Origin of the sequence: Amantichitinum ursilacus (assembly GCF_001294205.1) — a bacterium.
Classification (GTDB): Bacteria; Pseudomonadota; Gammaproteobacteria; order Burkholderiales; family Chitinibacteraceae; genus Amantichitinum; species Amantichitinum ursilacus.
Genome location: NZ_LAQT01000003.1, coordinates 326,257 through 342,230, shown reverse-complemented (window position 1 = coordinate 342,230; position 15,974 = coordinate 326,257). Strand labels below are relative to the sequence as shown.

General features: G+C 63.9%; 11 protein-coding genes. 4 read left to right on the top strand and 7 right to left on the bottom strand.

What is annotated here, in order from left to right; translation table 11 throughout:
- Positions 1 to 306 precede the first annotated feature (306 nt).
- Both WG78_RS06310 and WG78_RS06305 read left to right on the top strand, forming a co-directional pair.
- The gene (locus WG78_RS06310; protein WP_053936933.1) at positions 307 to 1,134 is read left to right on the top strand and encodes a universal stress protein; all 828 of its coding nucleotides are present in this window, start codon (positions 307 to 309) and stop codon (positions 1,132 to 1,134) included.
- 15 nt (positions 1,135 to 1,149) lie between these two features.
- A complete protein-coding gene (locus WG78_RS06305; RefSeq protein WP_053936932.1) occupies positions 1,150 to 1,977 on the top strand; it encodes a universal stress protein in 828 nt (275 codons plus the stop codon).
- 19 nt (positions 1,978 to 1,996) lie between these two features.
- On the opposite strand, the gene WG78_RS06300 is transcribed toward WG78_RS06305, so the two are convergent.
- The 3 genes from WG78_RS06300 to WG78_RS06290 form a co-directional block, all read right to left on the bottom strand.
- The gene (locus WG78_RS06300; protein ID WP_083458811.1) at positions 1,997 to 4,972 is read right to left on the bottom strand and encodes a hybrid sensor histidine kinase/response regulator; all 2,976 of its coding nucleotides are present in this window, start codon (positions 4,970 to 4,972) and stop codon (positions 1,997 to 1,999) included.
- Positions 4,962 to 7,199: an EAL domain-containing protein gene (locus WG78_RS06295; protein WP_161805073.1), complete on the bottom strand. Its 2,238-nt coding sequence runs from the start codon at positions 7,197 to 7,199 to the stop codon at positions 4,962 to 4,964. The genes WG78_RS06300 and WG78_RS06295 overlap by 11 nt, the downstream gene beginning before the upstream one ends.
- Positions 7,200 to 7,400: 201 nt before the next feature.
- Complete coding sequence (locus WG78_RS06290) at positions 7,401 to 8,294, bottom strand: LysR family transcriptional regulator (protein ID WP_053936929.1); 894 nt, start codon at positions 8,292 to 8,294, stop codon at positions 7,401 to 7,403.
- 86 nt (positions 8,295 to 8,380) lie between these two features.
- On the opposite strand from WG78_RS06290, the gene WG78_RS06285 reads away from it, so the two are divergent.
- Positions 8,381 to 9,160 (top strand): NAD(P)H-dependent oxidoreductase, encoded by a 780-nt coding sequence (locus WG78_RS06285; protein WP_053936928.1) that lies wholly within the window; start codon positions 8,381 to 8,383, stop codon positions 9,158 to 9,160.
- Between the two features lie 91 nt (positions 9,161 to 9,251).
- Complete coding sequence (locus tag WG78_RS06280) at positions 9,252 to 9,731, top strand: GNAT family N-acetyltransferase (protein ID WP_053936927.1); 480 nt, start codon at positions 9,252 to 9,254, stop codon at positions 9,729 to 9,731.
- Positions 9,732 to 9,843: 112 nt separating this feature from the next.
- Here WG78_RS06280 and WG78_RS06275 read toward each other — a convergent pair whose 3' ends face one another.
- The 4 genes from WG78_RS06275 to WG78_RS06260 form a co-directional block, all read right to left on the bottom strand.
- On the bottom strand, positions 9,844 to 11,661 hold the full coding sequence (locus tag WG78_RS06275) for a DUF4153 domain-containing protein (protein WP_152969088.1): 1,818 nt from the start codon (positions 11,659 to 11,661) through the stop codon (positions 9,844 to 9,846).
- A gap of 101 nt (positions 11,662 to 11,762) precedes the next feature.
- The gene (locus tag WG78_RS06270) at positions 11,763 to 14,039 is read right to left on the bottom strand and encodes a xanthine dehydrogenase family protein molybdopterin-binding subunit (protein WP_053936925.1); all 2,277 of its coding nucleotides are present in this window, start codon (positions 14,037 to 14,039) and stop codon (positions 11,763 to 11,765) included.
- Complete coding sequence (locus WG78_RS06265; protein WP_053936924.1) at positions 14,036 to 15,025, bottom strand: FAD binding domain-containing protein; 990 nt, start codon at positions 15,023 to 15,025, stop codon at positions 14,036 to 14,038. The genes WG78_RS06270 and WG78_RS06265 overlap by 4 nt, the downstream gene beginning before the upstream one ends.
- Positions 15,022 to 15,528, bottom strand: coding sequence for a 2Fe-2S iron-sulfur cluster-binding protein (locus WG78_RS06260; RefSeq protein WP_083458808.1), 507 nt, complete (start codon positions 15,526 to 15,528; stop codon positions 15,022 to 15,024). Before WG78_RS06260 ends, WG78_RS06265 begins: the two co-directional genes overlap by 4 nt.
- Positions 15,529 to 15,974 lie beyond the last annotated feature (446 nt).

Here is a 15,974-nt window from a genome sequence, read left to right as displayed (position 1 = left end):
CCGGCGGGCTCACGGGGAACACCTGACGACGGTCTGGTCGCTCCACTTTTCCCCCTTACTGCAGATGACGGACGAAGCATAATCCCGGACAAATCTGTAATGACATCCGCATCTGCTACACATTTGCTCCAGATCAAATATCCATAAAATTCTCGCAATTGCAGATAAATAGCCTGCGTATGCTGACATCAGCCCCGGCCTCATCCGCCCTGCACCGCCCATGACCCGGGCGGGCACAGCGTGCGGATGAGCGAGGCCAGAGCCGCGCCAGGTCTGGCGCCGCACCCCATCTGGAGGGCCTCCGTCATGTCATACAACGCCATCACCGTGCTGCTGCGCACGGGCCAATCCAACCGTCCTTTGCTCGAAATTGTGGGCAAGCTGGCCGAGACACTCAGCGCCAGCGTGACCGGCGTGCTGAGCAGCCAACTCACGCAAACCGTGTATGCCGACGGCTTCGGCTACATCGACCCGGCAGCGCTGAACAAAGACCCGCTGGAGCGCGAAGCCAGCGAGGCCGAACAGGAATTCCACCATGTGCTGGAACCGCTGGTGCCGCGCCGACGCTGGCATTGCGCGCTGGAAGTACGCTCGATGGCCGATTTTCTGATTCACCACGCCAGCACGACCGATTTGCTGGTAGTGCAGGCCAATGCGCCCGCCTGGATGGACGACGGCAGCCAGGTCGACCTGGGCGCCGTGGTGATGCAAGCCGGGCGACCGGTGCTGGTGCTGCCGCTGGCGCTAGAGGCGGTGTCGCTGGAGCATGTGCTGGTGGGCTGGAAAGACACGCGTGAAACGCGTCGTGCGCTGGTGGATGCGCTGCCGCTGTTGCGCCTGGCCGAACACGTCACGTTGTGCGAAGTGACCAGCGAGCAAGGCGTGCCCGCCGCACGCAGCCGGTTGATTGATGTGGCCGCCTGGTTGCGGCCGCATGGCGTGCAGGCCAAATACCGCCTGGTGGCCGCCGACGACCATGCGCTGCAGGCGTTTGAGCAACTGGCCGACGAGATCGGCGCAACGCTGATTGTGGGCGGCGCGTATGCGCACCACCGCGTGCGCGAATGGATACTCGGCGGTTTTACCCAGGACCTGTTGCTGCGCGGCCAGTATTGCGCGCTGGTCTCGCACTAAGCCCGGGAGACGATCATGACTTTCACTTCGATCATGGTGCATCTGACCGCAGGCCAGTCCAACACCGCCTTGTTGCGCGCCGCCATGAGCCTGACGCAACGCTACCCGGCACGGCTGACCGGGCTGGCCACCGGCAGCACGCCGATGGTCATCTGCGGCGAATGGTGCGTGGACGCGGGCCGCTATGGTCCCGACAGCCTGGCGCTGCGCGAAGCCTATGCGCGGCTGGAAGCCGAGATGTACGACATCACCGGCCTGAGCGCCGACCGCCAGGGCTGGCGCTGCAATACCCAGGGCGCGCCCACGCTGGACTGGCTGTGCCAGAACGTGCGTGGCGCAGATTTGCTGGTGTGCGCGGGCAAAGCGCAAACGGCGATGTCGGGCGCTTCCGATGTGCATCTGGGCGAATTGGTGATGCACACCGGCCGCCCCGTGCTGGTGGTGCCGGCGGGCATTGAACATCTGTGGCTGGACCACGTGGCCGTGCTCTGGCGCGAAACCGCCGAAGCACGGCGCGCGGTGGCGGACGCCATGCCGCTGCTGCTGCAGGCCGACAAGGTCACCGTGGTCGAAGTGGTCAACGAAGGCGCCGAAGAAGAATGCCGCTGGCGTCTGCGCGGCGTGGTGCAATGGTTGCGCGACCACGGCGTACGCGCCGATTACCGCATCGACGTCAGCCACGCGCCACGCCCCCACGCCATCCGTGCCGTCGTGCAGTCGCTGGACGTCGATCTGGTCGTGGCCGGTCTATACGGCCATAGCCGCGCGCAGCAATGGATAGCCGGTGGGGTGAGCCGCGATTTTCTGTTGAATGGCGAGTATTGCGTGTTGCTGTCGCACTGAGCGCGCCCATGCCGCGCAATCAGGCCCGCTCGCGCTCATCCCGCGCGGGCGGCGCCGCAAAATATCGCAGCGCTTCGCGCAGCTCGCGCAGCCGGGGTGGTTTGGACAACACCAGATCAACCTGTGCCGGGATATCGCCGCTGGCGCGCAAATGCTGGCCCCAGCCCGTCAGCAGAATGATCGGTGCATCGCGCCGGATCGCCTTGATGGCGCTGGCGACCATGCCGCCGTCCACGTCGGGCATGCCCCAATCCGTCATGACGATGTCGAACGGCGCGCCCTCAAGCAAAGCCTGTCGATAGGTCTGGATGCCGGCCTGGCCGCCGTGCGCCGCGGTCACGGTATGGCCGTCGGCGCGCAGCGTTTCCAGCAGCGCCCCCAGTAATTGCGGATCATCGTCCACCACCAGGATGCGGCGCGGCGCCGGGGTGGGCGCGGCGTTGGGAGTCTCCAGGTTTTCGGTGGTCGCCGTCAGCGGCGAGGCGGCAAAGGTCAATTGCACGGTGGTGCCGGCACCCGGTGCGCTGCGGATCTGTACGTCGGCGCCATGCCGCTGGCAGATGCCATAAACCATCGCCAGCCCGAGGCCGGTGCCCCGCTCGCCCTTGGTGGTAAAAAACGGTTCCAGGCAACGTTTGCGTGTGTCTTCGTCCATGCCCATGCCGGTGTCGGTTACTTCCAGCACCACGAACGCGGCTGCGTCGACCCGCGTCGGCCGCGTCTGCACGGTAAGTGTGCCGCCCTGTGGCATGGCGTCCGCGGCATTGAGCACCAGATTGGTCAAGGCTTCGCGGATTTCGCTGGCCACGCCGTTGATCGCGGGCAAGCCAGACGCCATCACCAAGCGCTCGGCGATGGCGCCGCCCTGCCCTTGCGCCATCCCGGACCAGCGCGCCCGGCTCAGTTCCAGTACTTGCGACACCAGTTGGTTAAGGTCCAGCACTTGCATACCGGTGGGCAATGCTTGCGGCCGGTAAAACTCCTTCATACGCGCGACGGTTTGCGCCACATCGTTGACGGCGCGCTGGATGATCTCCAGTTGCCCGCGTCCGCGTGCGCTGAGCGTTGCTTCTTGTAGTAACAAGGTTTCGGTGTACAGCGCGACGGGCGAAATGGCGTTATTGATGTCGTGCGCAATGCCGCTGGCCATTTGTCCTAACGCACTCAAGCGTTCTTTCTGCAGCGCCGCTTCCTGAGTCTGGCGTAGCTCGTCATAGGCCTGCTGCAATTCGGCATGCAGTTGCGCCTGGTGCGCGGCCATTGCCACATGCTCGCCCAACTGGCGCAGGAATTCGGTATCCCCCACGCTGAAGGTATTGCCGCGCCGCGCCGCCAGGATAATACCGAACAGGCTTTGCTCCACCCGCATCGGCACCAGCATGGCGGCATCCAGACCGGCTTGCGCCAGCCGGTCCGTCAAGGGCAGACCATGGCGCGCCAGGGCGGGCAACTGCACCAGATGCCCCATGCGACTGCGGTCCAGCGAGGCGGCGTCCAGCAACAGGCGCTCGTGTCCGCTGAGCCAGTGCCCCAGCGCTTCGGCCTGGATGCCCACATGATCAAAGCGCAAATGACCGCTGACCGGGTCGTACAGGCCGATGGCGCAGAAATCGAGCGGCAGATCTTTTTCCACGGTGCGCACCACCACCTGAAAGATGCTCTGCATATCCTGGCGCTCGTCGGTGGCGCGCGTTACCTGGTTCAACAGGTTGATGCGGCCCAGTTGTTCCTGCAGCGCCGCACGCACCCGCACGCGCTCGGTAATGTCCCGCGCAATTTTGGACGCACCCACGATTGCGCCATGGGCATCGCGGATCGGCGAGATGGTGGCGGACACATGAATCAGCCGGCCATTCTTGCATTGGCGCACGGTTTCGAAATGCTCAACGCTTTCGCCCGCGGCAATGCGCGCCAGAATATCGGCCTCCTCGAACTGGCGATCCGGCGGAATCAACATCAGCAGCGGCCGCCCGATGGCCTCGTCGGCCTGATAGCCGAAGATTTTGCGCGCGCCCTGGTTCCACGACGTGATCACCCCCTCCAGCGTTTTGCCGATGATGGCGTCTTCGGACGAATCAATGATATCGGCCATGTGCTGCAGCGTTTGCTGCACGCGCACGCGCTCGTCGATATGGTCCTGCAAGGCGCGCGTGCGCTCCAGCACGCGATGTTCCAGCTGTTGATTCAGCGCAGCCAGTTGGGCTTCGGCGTGCCGGCGGATCAGCACATCGTAGGACGACAACTGGATCAAGCCGGTCAGCAAGGCCAGCTCCGCCGTAATGCGCGCCAGATGCGCCAGCACCGCGCAGGTATCGTGCGGCGCGGCCGAATACAACATGGCGATGCTGCCCAGCCACTGGATCAGCGCCACCAGTATCAACAAGGGCAGGATGCGGTCACGCCGCCGCCAGCGCAGAAACAAGCCCAGCGCCAGCGCCCACAGCACACTGACGCCCGCCAGCGCCGGCCGGGTTATGCCCAGCCACACCGGCTCGGTATACCGCGGCAACAGGCTGAACCCCAGCGATAGCAGCACGCCCGCCAGCACGCAGCCCAGCGCAAAAAACAATGTGCGGGCGCGGCCCGGTGTCTCGTAGCTGTGCACGGCGACCATCAACGCCGCGGGCAGTAGATAAGCCGGGGCGGGCCAGCTGATCGGGCGCCAGGTGCCGGTCAGCATGCCCGCCCACTGCGTGGGCAGCGGCAAAGGCAGCGCCGTCAGTAAATGCGCGGCTTCAAACAAGGCGGTAATGCCAAACGCCAACCCTGTCCGGCGCAAGAAAGGCCGGCCCAGATAGCGTCCGCGGTCGCCAAACAGCAGCGCCAGCACCAGCGACAGCAAAAACATGCCGCTATCGAGCATCGTGTGCAGGCCCGCATCGCGCCAGGGCCGCGTTTGCCACAGCGCCGCAGCGCAAATGCCACTGATCAGCAGCATCAGCAACATGCCCACTGACCAGAAACGCGCACGCGGTAGATCGGAATTAGCGTTCATAACGCTGGAACGCGGTGCGCAAGGTATCCATCACCTCATGGCGCAGCAATGGTTTGGCGATATAGCGAAAAATCTCGCCGCGCTGCACGGCGGCTGCAATCAGCTCCGTACTGCCATAGCCGGTGAGCAGCACCCGCAAGGTCTGTGGATACATCTGCTTGACCTTGGCCAGAAACGTAATGCCGTCTTCCTGGGGCATTTGATAATCGGTGATGACCACCCCCACCTCGTGGCCCGCCAGCAGGTCGTACGCGGCTTGCGGATCGGCCGCCTGCAACAGTTCAAACGCTTCGCCTTCCAGCATGGCCGCCACCGCGTCACGCAGCGCGGTGTTGTCGTCTACCAGCAAGATCGTGCGCCGGTAGGGCGCGCGGCTGAGCGCGTTCAGATCGAGCATGCGTTCTGCGGCCAGCAAACTGACTGCCTGCGCCTCTTCCACCGCGGGGCTGAAATAAAACCCCTGCATCACATCGCAGCCCATCGCCGCCAGCACCTGCAGCTGGCTGCGCTGTTCCACCCCCTCGGCGATTACCTGCATGCCAAGCGCGTGCGCCAGTTGCACGACGGCCGCGGCAATTTCTTTTTCTTCCGCGCCCGTGGTCAGCCCGCGCACAAACGACTGGTCGATCTTGAGCTTGTCCACCGGAAACCGGCTGAGATACGCCATATTGGAATAACCCGTCCCGAAATCATCAATCGACAAGCTCAGGCCCATCGCCTTGAGCTTGTGCATCAACTCGATGGAGGCCACCGGGTCTTGCATCGACACGCTTTCGGTCAGTTCCAGCTCCAGCCATTCGGGCGACACGCCGGTCTGCGCCAGCACGCGCTCGACCAGCACGTCGATGCGTTGGCGGGCAAATTGCGACGCCGCCAGGTTCACCGCGATCGGCACGCGGCGCAGGCCACAGGCCTGCCAGCGTTGCAGCGCCTGGCAGGCCTCCTGCAACACCCATTCGCCGATGGCGTGGATCAGATTGCTTTCTTCGGCCACCGGGATAAACCGGCCCGGCCCCAGCAAGGTGCCGTCGGGCGTTTGCCAGCGGATCAGCGCCTCAAAGGCGGCAATCTGTCCGGTGCGCAAATCCACTTGCGGCTGGTAGTGCAACACAAATTCGCCCCGGTCCAGCGCGTAATGCAATTGCCGATCCAGTTCAGCGCGCTGGCGCACCCGCGCCTGCATTTCGGGTTTGTAAAACTCATAGCACCCTTTGCCCGCTTCTTTGGCGCGCCGCATGGCCAGCTCGGCATTGCGCAACAGTTGCGCCGGCTCGATGCCGTCTTCCGGATACAGACTGATGCCCAGTGACGCGGTGACGCGATGCGCATCGGCCTCCACCTCAACCGGCGTCCCCAGCGCCGCCAGAATGCGCTCGGCCAGGCGCAGCAGATCGTTTTCGTTCACCACGTCTTCGATCAGCAGCGCAAATTCATCCGCGCCCGCGCGCGCCGTGGTGTCGCATAGCCGAACGCAATCAACGATGCGGCGGCCACTTTCCTGTAAAACCACATCGCCCACGGCCCGGCCCAGACCGTCGTTAAGCAATTTGAAATGATCGAGATCGATATAGATCACCGCCATACGCCGCGCCTCGCGCTGGGAGCGGCCCAAAGACCACGCCATGCGCTCTTGCAGCAGCGAGCGGTTGGGCAAGCCGGTCAGCAGATCGTGTGCATTCTGGTATTCGAGCAGGGCGCGCGCTTCACGCAGCGCGCTCACATCGCTGCACACCGCCACAAAGCGTGTCGGCCCCGAGGGGGGAAGCCGCAGGGCGCGGATATCAATCAGACAGGGCGCGGCGCCACCTTGCTGATGGCGCACCAGCAGCTCGCCTTGCCATGCCCCGTCGCGCAACAGTTCGCGCTGCCAGTCATCCGCCGCAGGCGCGGTCACCGGCGGCATGGTTTGCCACAGCAAAGGCGCACCCAGTGTTTCGGCTCGACCCAAACCGGTAAGCCGCAGCCACGCCGGATTGACGTCGATCACCTTGCACTGTTCATCCGCGATCACCATCGCGTCGCGGCTGCGGTTGAAAAGATCGCGGTACAGCGACAACTGCTGCGCATGCGGGGCGGCAGGCGGCACAACCGGCGGGCGGACTTCTGCCTGCGTTCCGGCGGCCCACGCCAATGCGGGCTCGGCCTGGACGGGCGCGGCGGGGCGCGCAGCAGGACGCAACAGCATGCTTCGCAACGGACCGGAGAGCTTGCGAATAAACGCCGACATTGACTGCTCCTGCCGGATTACGGCGTCCATATTGAGGCTGGCCAAGTCAGTTTATTAGCCAGTGCTGTTGCTCAACATAGTTGCGCGAGGGGCGTTGCGCCAGCAGCATTCGGCGAGCGGCGCGCTCCACACCGCATTCAGCGCCCCAGCGCTGCAACCGCCGCTAGACGGGCCGGGACAACGGCCCAAAAACAGCGCTGGTTATACGGCCGCCGCGATCTGTTCGCGCAACCATTGATGCGCTGGATCGCGGTGTACACGCTCGTGCCACAGCATGGTCATCGCATAACCGGGCACCTCGATCGGTGGTGCCACTACCGTCAGTTCGGGCGCGTTGCGCACCAGGCGCTCCGGCAACATCGCCACCAGATCGGTCTGCGCCACCACGGCTTTGACAAACAGAAAATGCGGCACCGACAACACCACTTTGCGGCTCAGGCCCACCTGAGCGAGCGCCTCGTCGGTGATGCCAAAAAAGCCCGCGCCGTCGGGCGAGACGATCACGTGTTCCAGCGCGCAAAACTGTTTGCGGGTGGGCGCGCGTTGCAGCTGCGGATGGTCGGCGCGCCCGACCAGCACATAGCGCTCATCAAACAGCACGCGCGCATGCAAACCTGGCGGCGCGCCATCGCGCGTATGAAACGCCAGATCGATATCGCCTTGCTCGGCCTGGCGGGCGATGCGTGACGGCACCATTTCCAGCACAGCCAGACGTGTGCCCGGCGCATGCTGGCGCAGGGCGGCCAACGCGGGCAAGACGATGGTGCTGCCGCCGTAATCGGTGGCCGCCACGCGCCAGGTGTGTTGCGCCGGGGCCGGATCAAATTCATCGACGGCGGCAACCGCATGCCCCAGCGCATCGAGTGCAGCGCGCAACGGTTCACGCAGCGCGTTGGCGCGCGCGGTCGGCCGCATGCCGCGCGGGCCGGGCAGCAGCAACGGATCGCCAAAGTACTCGCGCAAGCGCGCCAGATGCACGCTGACTGACGGTTGCGACAAATGCAGCCGCTCGGCGGCGCGCGTGACATTGTGCTCGGCCAGCAGCACATCCAGCGTCAGTAACAAGTTGAGATCGAGCTGGCGCAAATTAATCATGGCTATACCTGCAATGCGGGAAATTCATTTCAACTATACCTGCGCTGCGCCTACGCTGGCTTCATCACAACGCAGGAGTCATCGCAATGAATGTCTTGTTGGTCTACGCCCATCCCGAACCGCGCTCGCTGAACGGTTCGATCAAAAACTTTGTGGTGCAACGGCTGCAGGCCCAAGGCCACAGCGTGCAGGTGTCCGATTTGTATGCCATGCACTGGAAAGCGCAAATCGACGCCGACGATGCGCCACAGCGCGACGCCAACCAGCCGTTTAACCCATCGGCCGATTCAAAAACCGCCTATGCCAACGGTCAGCAAAGCGCCGATATCGCCGCGGAACAAGACAAATTGCGCTGGGCCGATGCGCTGATTCTGCAATTCCCGCTGTGGTGGTTTTCCATGCCCGCCATCCTCAAAGGCTGGGTGGAACGCGTGTATGCCTATGGCTTTGCCTATGGTGTGGGCGAGCATTCCGACCGGCATTGGGGCGACCGTTATGGCGAAGGCAATATGGCGGGCAAACGCGCCATGCTGATCGTCACCACCGGCGGCTGGGAAAGCCACTACGGCGCGCGCGGCATCAATGGTCCGATCGATGATCTGCTGTTCCCGATTCATCATGGCGTGCTGCATTACCCCGGCTTTGAGGTGCTGCCGCCGTTTCTGGTGTACCGCAGCAGCCGCATGGACGCCGATCGTTTTACCAGCATCGAAGCGCAACTAGGCCAGCGCATGGACCAGTTGTTCAGCACCACGCCGATCGCGTTTCGCCAACAGAACGCGGGCGATTATGTGATTCCGGCGTTGACGTTGCGACCCGAAATCGCCCCTGACACCACCGGCTTTGCCGCGCACGTCGCGGCCTGATCACCACGCAGCAACCCGGCGCGCGCAGGCTTGCGCACGCCGGCCCCGCTCTGCGACGATGGCTGCCCCATCACCACCGCCCGCGTCGCCCATGCCCAACGCCATCGATCCGCTGGTACGCCCCGCTACGCGAGCTGATGCTGCCGACGTTTGTACCGTGCAAATCGAAGCGATCCGCGAGAGTTGCGTGCTGGATCATCACAATGATCCCGCCATTCTTGCGCACTGGCTGGGCAACAAAACCGAGGCCACCGTGGCGCGTCTGCTGGCGGACCCGCAAACGCGGCTGATTGTGGCCGAGTGCGACGGCGCGGTGGCGGGCGTCGGCAAAGCCACTTGCAATGGCGAAATCCAGCTTTGCTATGTGCGGCCGTCGTTGCAGGGTCGGCAGATGGGCCGCGCGCTGCTGGCGCACCTGGAGAGCTGGATCACCGCCCAAGGTTGCAGCCATGCCCGGCTGAACAGCACGCAGCGCGCTGTCGGGTTCTATCAACGCATGGGTTATGCAGTCAGCGGCGAGCCGGTGCATCTGTTCGGGCTCAGCGCCACGCCCATGCAAAAGCCGCTGTAACGATGGGTGCAGTGCGCCCGTCAGCGCCCTTGCAACACCCGCGCGCAAGTCGGTTTTGCCAGGTGGCGCACGCATGCCAGGCTGCCGCGTCCAATAACGAGGCCACCGGTCTTCACTTCTTATTGGCTGGGCATTCCGGCGTGGGCGCGTCGTCGGGCAGCGGCATTTGCGCCGCGCCGATGCGCAATACGCGCTGCGGCACGGTGGCCACCTGATACTGACCATCGCGAAGTGCCTGCCGCCACGCGGCGCAGCCGACTGTCTGGTATGGCAAGCGCCCCACCACGGTCCATAGGCCGGCGCTGTTTTCGCGCAGCAAAGACAAAGACTCAAACTGGCCGCCGACCAGCATATCGGGATGGCCCTGGCCATCCGTGTCCAGCCTGAACACATCGCAGGGTTGGTCTTTCAGGCGCAGACACATAGGCAGCGCGCCGCTGCCTTTGCGCCAGTCCATCGTGCTGAAGCTGGCGGGCAGGTGCTGCCCACGCGGCCATACCGTCACATTGGCTTGCCAGTTCACCGCGTCGTTGGCAGGGGCAGACGTATCGCCATAGCGGCTATGTGATTGCAGCGCCAGGCTGGCACGACGACGCAAATCAGCATTCGGGGTGCTGCGGACCAGCTGACGCAAAGCGGCGTCGCCAAAGCGGCCGCCTTCAAAGCGCAGACTGTTTACATCGAACGCTTCGGCCGACACCTGGCCTGCGGCCAGCCGCGCCATCTGGCTATCCACCTCGATGCGCACCGGGTCGACCAGCGGCGACAGCAACGCCAGCCAGGTGGTGACGGTGATCAGCGCACACACGATGTTTACGCGCGCCAGCCGCGATTGCCATGGGCCGCGTTGCGCCGTCGCCCACAGATAGCCCGCAGCATAGCTACTGAGCACCAGCAATGCAGCGGCCACACCCACGCGTTCGACGGTCCAGCCATATTGGTTAATACGCAAATGCAGTGCGTAAAGCGCCAGTGCGATCACCGGCGCCAGCAAGCCCGCCGCCAGCCGCGCACTGCCGCGTACGATGCGGGCCAGCTCGGGGTAGACCACACCATTCTGGAATGCGGCATTGAGCAAGACGATCAACAAAAGGGCAGCCACCAGTAACAACTGCGTGGCATGCCGTGTGTGCCATAAAGCATCGACGCCAAACGCGGGCAGGCAGAGCAAAAACGCCGCAATCAGCACCGTGGCCACCGGCAGCAACCACGACAGCAAGCTCAGCCCCAGCGTGCGGATGCCGCGAATAATGCCGGGGCGCACATCGGTCAATTCCATGCCGCAGGCAAACGCCAGCGCCGTCAGCGGAAAAATCACCCAGCCTTTGCTCAGCACTTGCTGCAGCAAAGCGCTGCCTACCAGCGCAAACAACTCTGCCCCAAGCCACAACGTGCCCCACAACACCAACGTAAACCCGGCGGAAAACAGGATCTGGATGGCCAGTTTCCAGGCCATCTCGAAATAGCTGGGATACGCCGCCACCCAGCGCTGATCGCGCGCCCCCGCCAGTACCATGCTGTGGCCCACGTAAAACACGCCGATCAGCAAGCCCACCAACCACGGCGTGGGGTAATGCGTGTGTTGGCTGCAGACCGTGGTCACTTCCAGCGCACACGGACTGCGCCACACGGCGTAACACCCCGCGCCGATCAGAATCAACGCAGTGATGCCTACCCACGGCGCCAGCACCCGACGCGGCAAATGGCCCAGGCTGGAGATCAGTTGCAGTGGAATGGCAAACGCCAGCAACACTAGCGGCGAAAACAGGTATTCCGCAGTAGCGGGCCAGACCTGCGCGGTGGACGCCTGGTACAAGCCATAAAGCAAAATGCCCTGGACGCCGCCCAGCAGCAGGCGGATCACGGCATTGCGCCGGCTGGTGCTGGCTTCGGCCAACGGGCCATCGAAAGTCACATCCGTATTGAGCATCGCGGCGCTGCGTTTGTTTGAGTGCAGCAAGTATACGGATGCGCGCAGCGTTGGCTAGCGGGGCCAGCGGGAGCGTGTATCCCGCCAGCCCCGGCAGCAGGTCAGAGCAGCTTGTCCAGCGTAATCGGCAGATCGCGGATGCGTTTGCCGGTGGCGTTGTACACCGCATTGGCAATCGCCGCGCCCACGCCGGTAATGCCAATTTCGCCTATCCCACGCGCGCCGATCGGGCTGTGCGGGTCGGCGATATCGGTCCACATCACGTCGATTTCCGGTACGTCCAGATGCACCGGCACGTGGTATTCGGCCAGCGACGGATTCATGATGCGGCCACTGCGCGGATCAAACTCGGTGGCCTCGGTCAGCGCCAGCCCGATGCCCATCACGATGCCACCGCGAAACTGGCTGGCCGCCGTTTTGGGGTTAAGAATACGGCCGGTATCAAACGAGCCCAGAAAGCGCGTCACGCGCACTTCACCGGTAATGGCGCTGACCTTCACCTCGCAAAACTGCGCGCCAAACGAATGCATCGAGTAATGCTGCAGTTCGGCCGGTTCGGGCGCGGGCGCTTCGCATTGCAAGGCCGTGCGTCCGGCGCGCTGCAGGATGGCGGCATAGGTTTCTGCGCGCGTGGTGTCGCCGCGCACGGCCAAGCCACCGTTAATGGCTTCCACCTGATCGCGCTTGAAGCCCGCCAGTGGCGAATCGCCGGTGGCCAGCATCAATAACTGGTCGATCAGTTGCTCGCCCGCCGCAATCACCGCTGCGGCAATCGACGCCGTTTGCGAAGAGCCCCCCGCCAGCGAACCCGCCGCCAGGGTGGTATCGCCCAGTTCAAACGTCACCTGTTCCAGCGGCAAGCCAAAGCGTTCGGCGACGTGCTGGCTTTGCGCGGTGGCCGTGCCCATGCCCATTTCGTGCGCGGCAATCGACACTGTTAAATGACCATCATTCGTCAGCTTGATGCGCGCGGCCGCGCCGGGCATGCGGTAGTAGGGATAAGTGGCGGTGGCCACGCCCATGCCGATCAACCATTCACCGTCACGACGACTGCGTGGCACCGGATTGCGTTGGTCCCAACCAAAACGCTCGGCCCCGCGTTGATAGGCTTCCAGCAAATGGCGCGAAGAAAACGGCAGGCCTGACACCGGGTCTTTGCTCGGTTCAATGCGGCGGCGCAGTTCAATCGGGCACAGCTGCATCTGGCCGGCCAGCTCGTCGATGGCGGACTCCAGCGCAAAGGTGCCAATCGATTCGCCGGGCGCGCGCATAAACGTGTTGACCATCATGTCCATGTCGGCCACTTGCTGCGCCACCTTCAGCGCCTGCGTGGCATACAGATGGCGCGCGGGAAAGCTGAACTGCTCCGGGCAAGCGTTGTACGGCGTCATCGCGGCCACGCCGGTGTGGATCAGCGCGGTTAACTGGCCGTCTTGCGTTGCACCCAGCGCCACGCGCTGCTCGGTGGTGGTGCGACCACCCACAATGCGAAACACGCTGGCGCGGCTCAGCACAATGCGCACCGGCCGTTGCGCCAGTCTGGCCGCGGCGATCGCCAGAATCTGATGATCCCACAGCGCCTTGCCGCCAAAGCCGCCCCCCACATACGGCGACAACACACGCACGTTTTTTTCATCAATGCCGAACAGTTGCGCGATGGTCCACGCCGTGCCGTTGAGCATTTGCGTGGCGTCATGCACGGTCAGTTCATCGCCTTGCCACGCTACGGTGGCGGCGTGCAGTTCGATCGCGTTGTGGTTGTAGCGCGGCGTGCGATAGGTGGCGTCGACTTTGAACGCAGCCGCTTGCAGATTGGCCTCGGCATCGCCGATTTCGATGGCAGGCGGTTCGCCCAGGATGGTGTCGGGCGCGCGCGCCTGGCGCTTGGCCGCGTCAAAATCGGTTTTGGCCGGCAGCACGTCGTAGCGCACTTCGATCAGGCTGGCGGCGTATTCGGCTTGCTCATGCGTTTCGGCCAGCACCAGCGCCACCGGCTGGCCGTTCCAGGTAATGTGTTCGTTCTGCATCACCGGCAAAGTGCTGGCGCCTACCGCTTTGGGCGCGCTGCCAAACAGCGGCGGGTTCTGCAAGCGCGGCATGTTCTGGTAGGTCAGCACCAGAATCACGCCGGGCGCAGCGCGTGCGGCTTCGGTTTTGAGCTCGCTGATGCGGCCACGCGCAATCGAGCTGTGCACCAGCGCGGCATGGGCCAGATGCTCATACGGCACTTCGGCGGCAAAGCGCGCCTTGCCCGCCACCTTGAGCGGGCCATCCAGCCGTGACACCGGTTTGCCGATCATGCCGTGCCGATGCATGACTTCATCCGGCGTAACGCCCGGTTGCCATTGCGATGGTGCGGGTTTCTGTTCGGCGTTCATGCGCGTGCCTCCGTCAGTTGCTGCAGCACCGCAACGATGGTGCGACGCGCCAGTTCGATCTTGAAGCCGTTGTCACGCAGGCCACGCGCTGCCGCCAGTTCGGCATCGGCTGCCGCCAGAAATGTCGCTTCGGTGGCCGCCTGCCCGCGCAACACGGCCTCGGCCTTGCTGGCGCGCCACGGCTTGTGCGCCACCCCGCCCAGCGCCAGCCGCACATCGCGCACCCGGCCTTGGGCGTCCACATCCAGCGCCGCCGCCACCGACACCAGCGCAAACGCATAGCTGGAACGATCGCGCACTTTGCGATAGGCCGAATGGCCGGCAAACGCCAGGGCCGGAATCTCGATGGCCGTGATCAACTCATGCGGCTGCAATTCGGTTTCGTGCTCGGGATGCGCGCCGGGCAAGCGATGCAGTTCGGTCAACGGCAAGCTGCGGCTGCCCGCGGCACCTTGCAGATGCACCACCGCGTCCAGGGCCACCAAGGCCACACACAAGTCCGACGGATGCGTGGCCACACAATCATCCGACGCGCCCAGGATGGCGTGATAGCGATTAAACCCCTGCAGCGCATCGCAGCCACAGCCCGGCTTGCGCTTGTTGCAGCGCGCGGCCTCGTCATAAAAATAAGTGCAGCGTGTGCGTTGCAGAATATTGCCGGCCACGGTGGCCATATTGCGGATCTGCGCGCTGGCCCCGGCCAGTATCGCGCGCGACAGCAGTGGAAACGCCTGGCGCACATGCGCATCAGACGCCAGCGCGGTGTTCTTGACCGCCGCGCCAATCAGCATGCTGCCGTCGGCGCGCACTTCGATGGTTTGCGCGAGCGGCGTCACATCAACCAGTACCTCGGGCTGCTCGATGTGCTCGCGCATCAGATCAACCAGATTGGTGCCGCCGCCCAGATAGCGCGTGGCGGCCGTGGCGTTGGCCAGGCGGATGGCGCTGGCCGCATCGGTGGCGCGCTCATAGCTGAACGGATTCATGCGCTGGCCCTCCCGAAGGTGGCGTTGATCGCGTCGACAATGCCGTTATATGCGCCGCAGCGGCATAGATTGCCGCTCATGCGCTCGCGTACCTCGTCATGATCAAACGCAATGCGTTGCGCGGTCAGATCGGCCGTCACCACGCTGGGCACATTGCGCTCCAGCTCGTGCGCCATGCCGATGGCCGAACAAATCTGGCCCGGCGTGCAGTAGCCACACTGAAAGCCATCGTGCTCGACAAACGCGGCCTGCAGCGGATGCAAGGTTTGCTCATCGGCCAGCCCTTCGATGGTGGTAATAGCGCGGCCCTGATATTGCACCGCCAAAGCCAGACAGGCGTTGATGCGCTCGCCGTCCACCAGCACGGTACAGGCGCCACATGCGCCTTGGTCGCACCCTTTTTTGGTGCCGCTTAAGCCCAGCTGCTCGCGCAACAAATCGAGCAAAGACGTGCGCACATCGGCTTCAACCTCAACCGCGTGCCCATTGATAGTGAATTGCATGTTGGATACTCCATGGCGATGCCAGCAACAACGGCGGCTTTGGCCCAACGAATGGCGGAATTCTTACTATAGGTCTTGGGATTTATTCTGGTGGAAGACAGGTGGCGGGGCAGGAATGTTCCTTGCCGGCGGATATTCGCGAGGCCTGCCAGGTTAAAAAAATTTGCGGCCGCATCTTCGTCCACGCCGCGCCGCGTGGGCATTGCCGAGAACGCATTTTTTGATAATTATCAGAGACCTGCAACGGCAACGCCTCTGCAAAAAACAGCTGGCAGCCGCCGCGGCAACTGTGTATCTTCGCGTCTGTAGTGACGGGCGAGGCCTGAGCGAACCCCACCACCTGGAACACGTTGCGACAATGCCGTCACGATCGTAAGCGTACTGGAAGTACGTCAACGCCAGCGTAGCCCACCGATGTAACGACGAAGACCCCTCCTTGCGAGGGG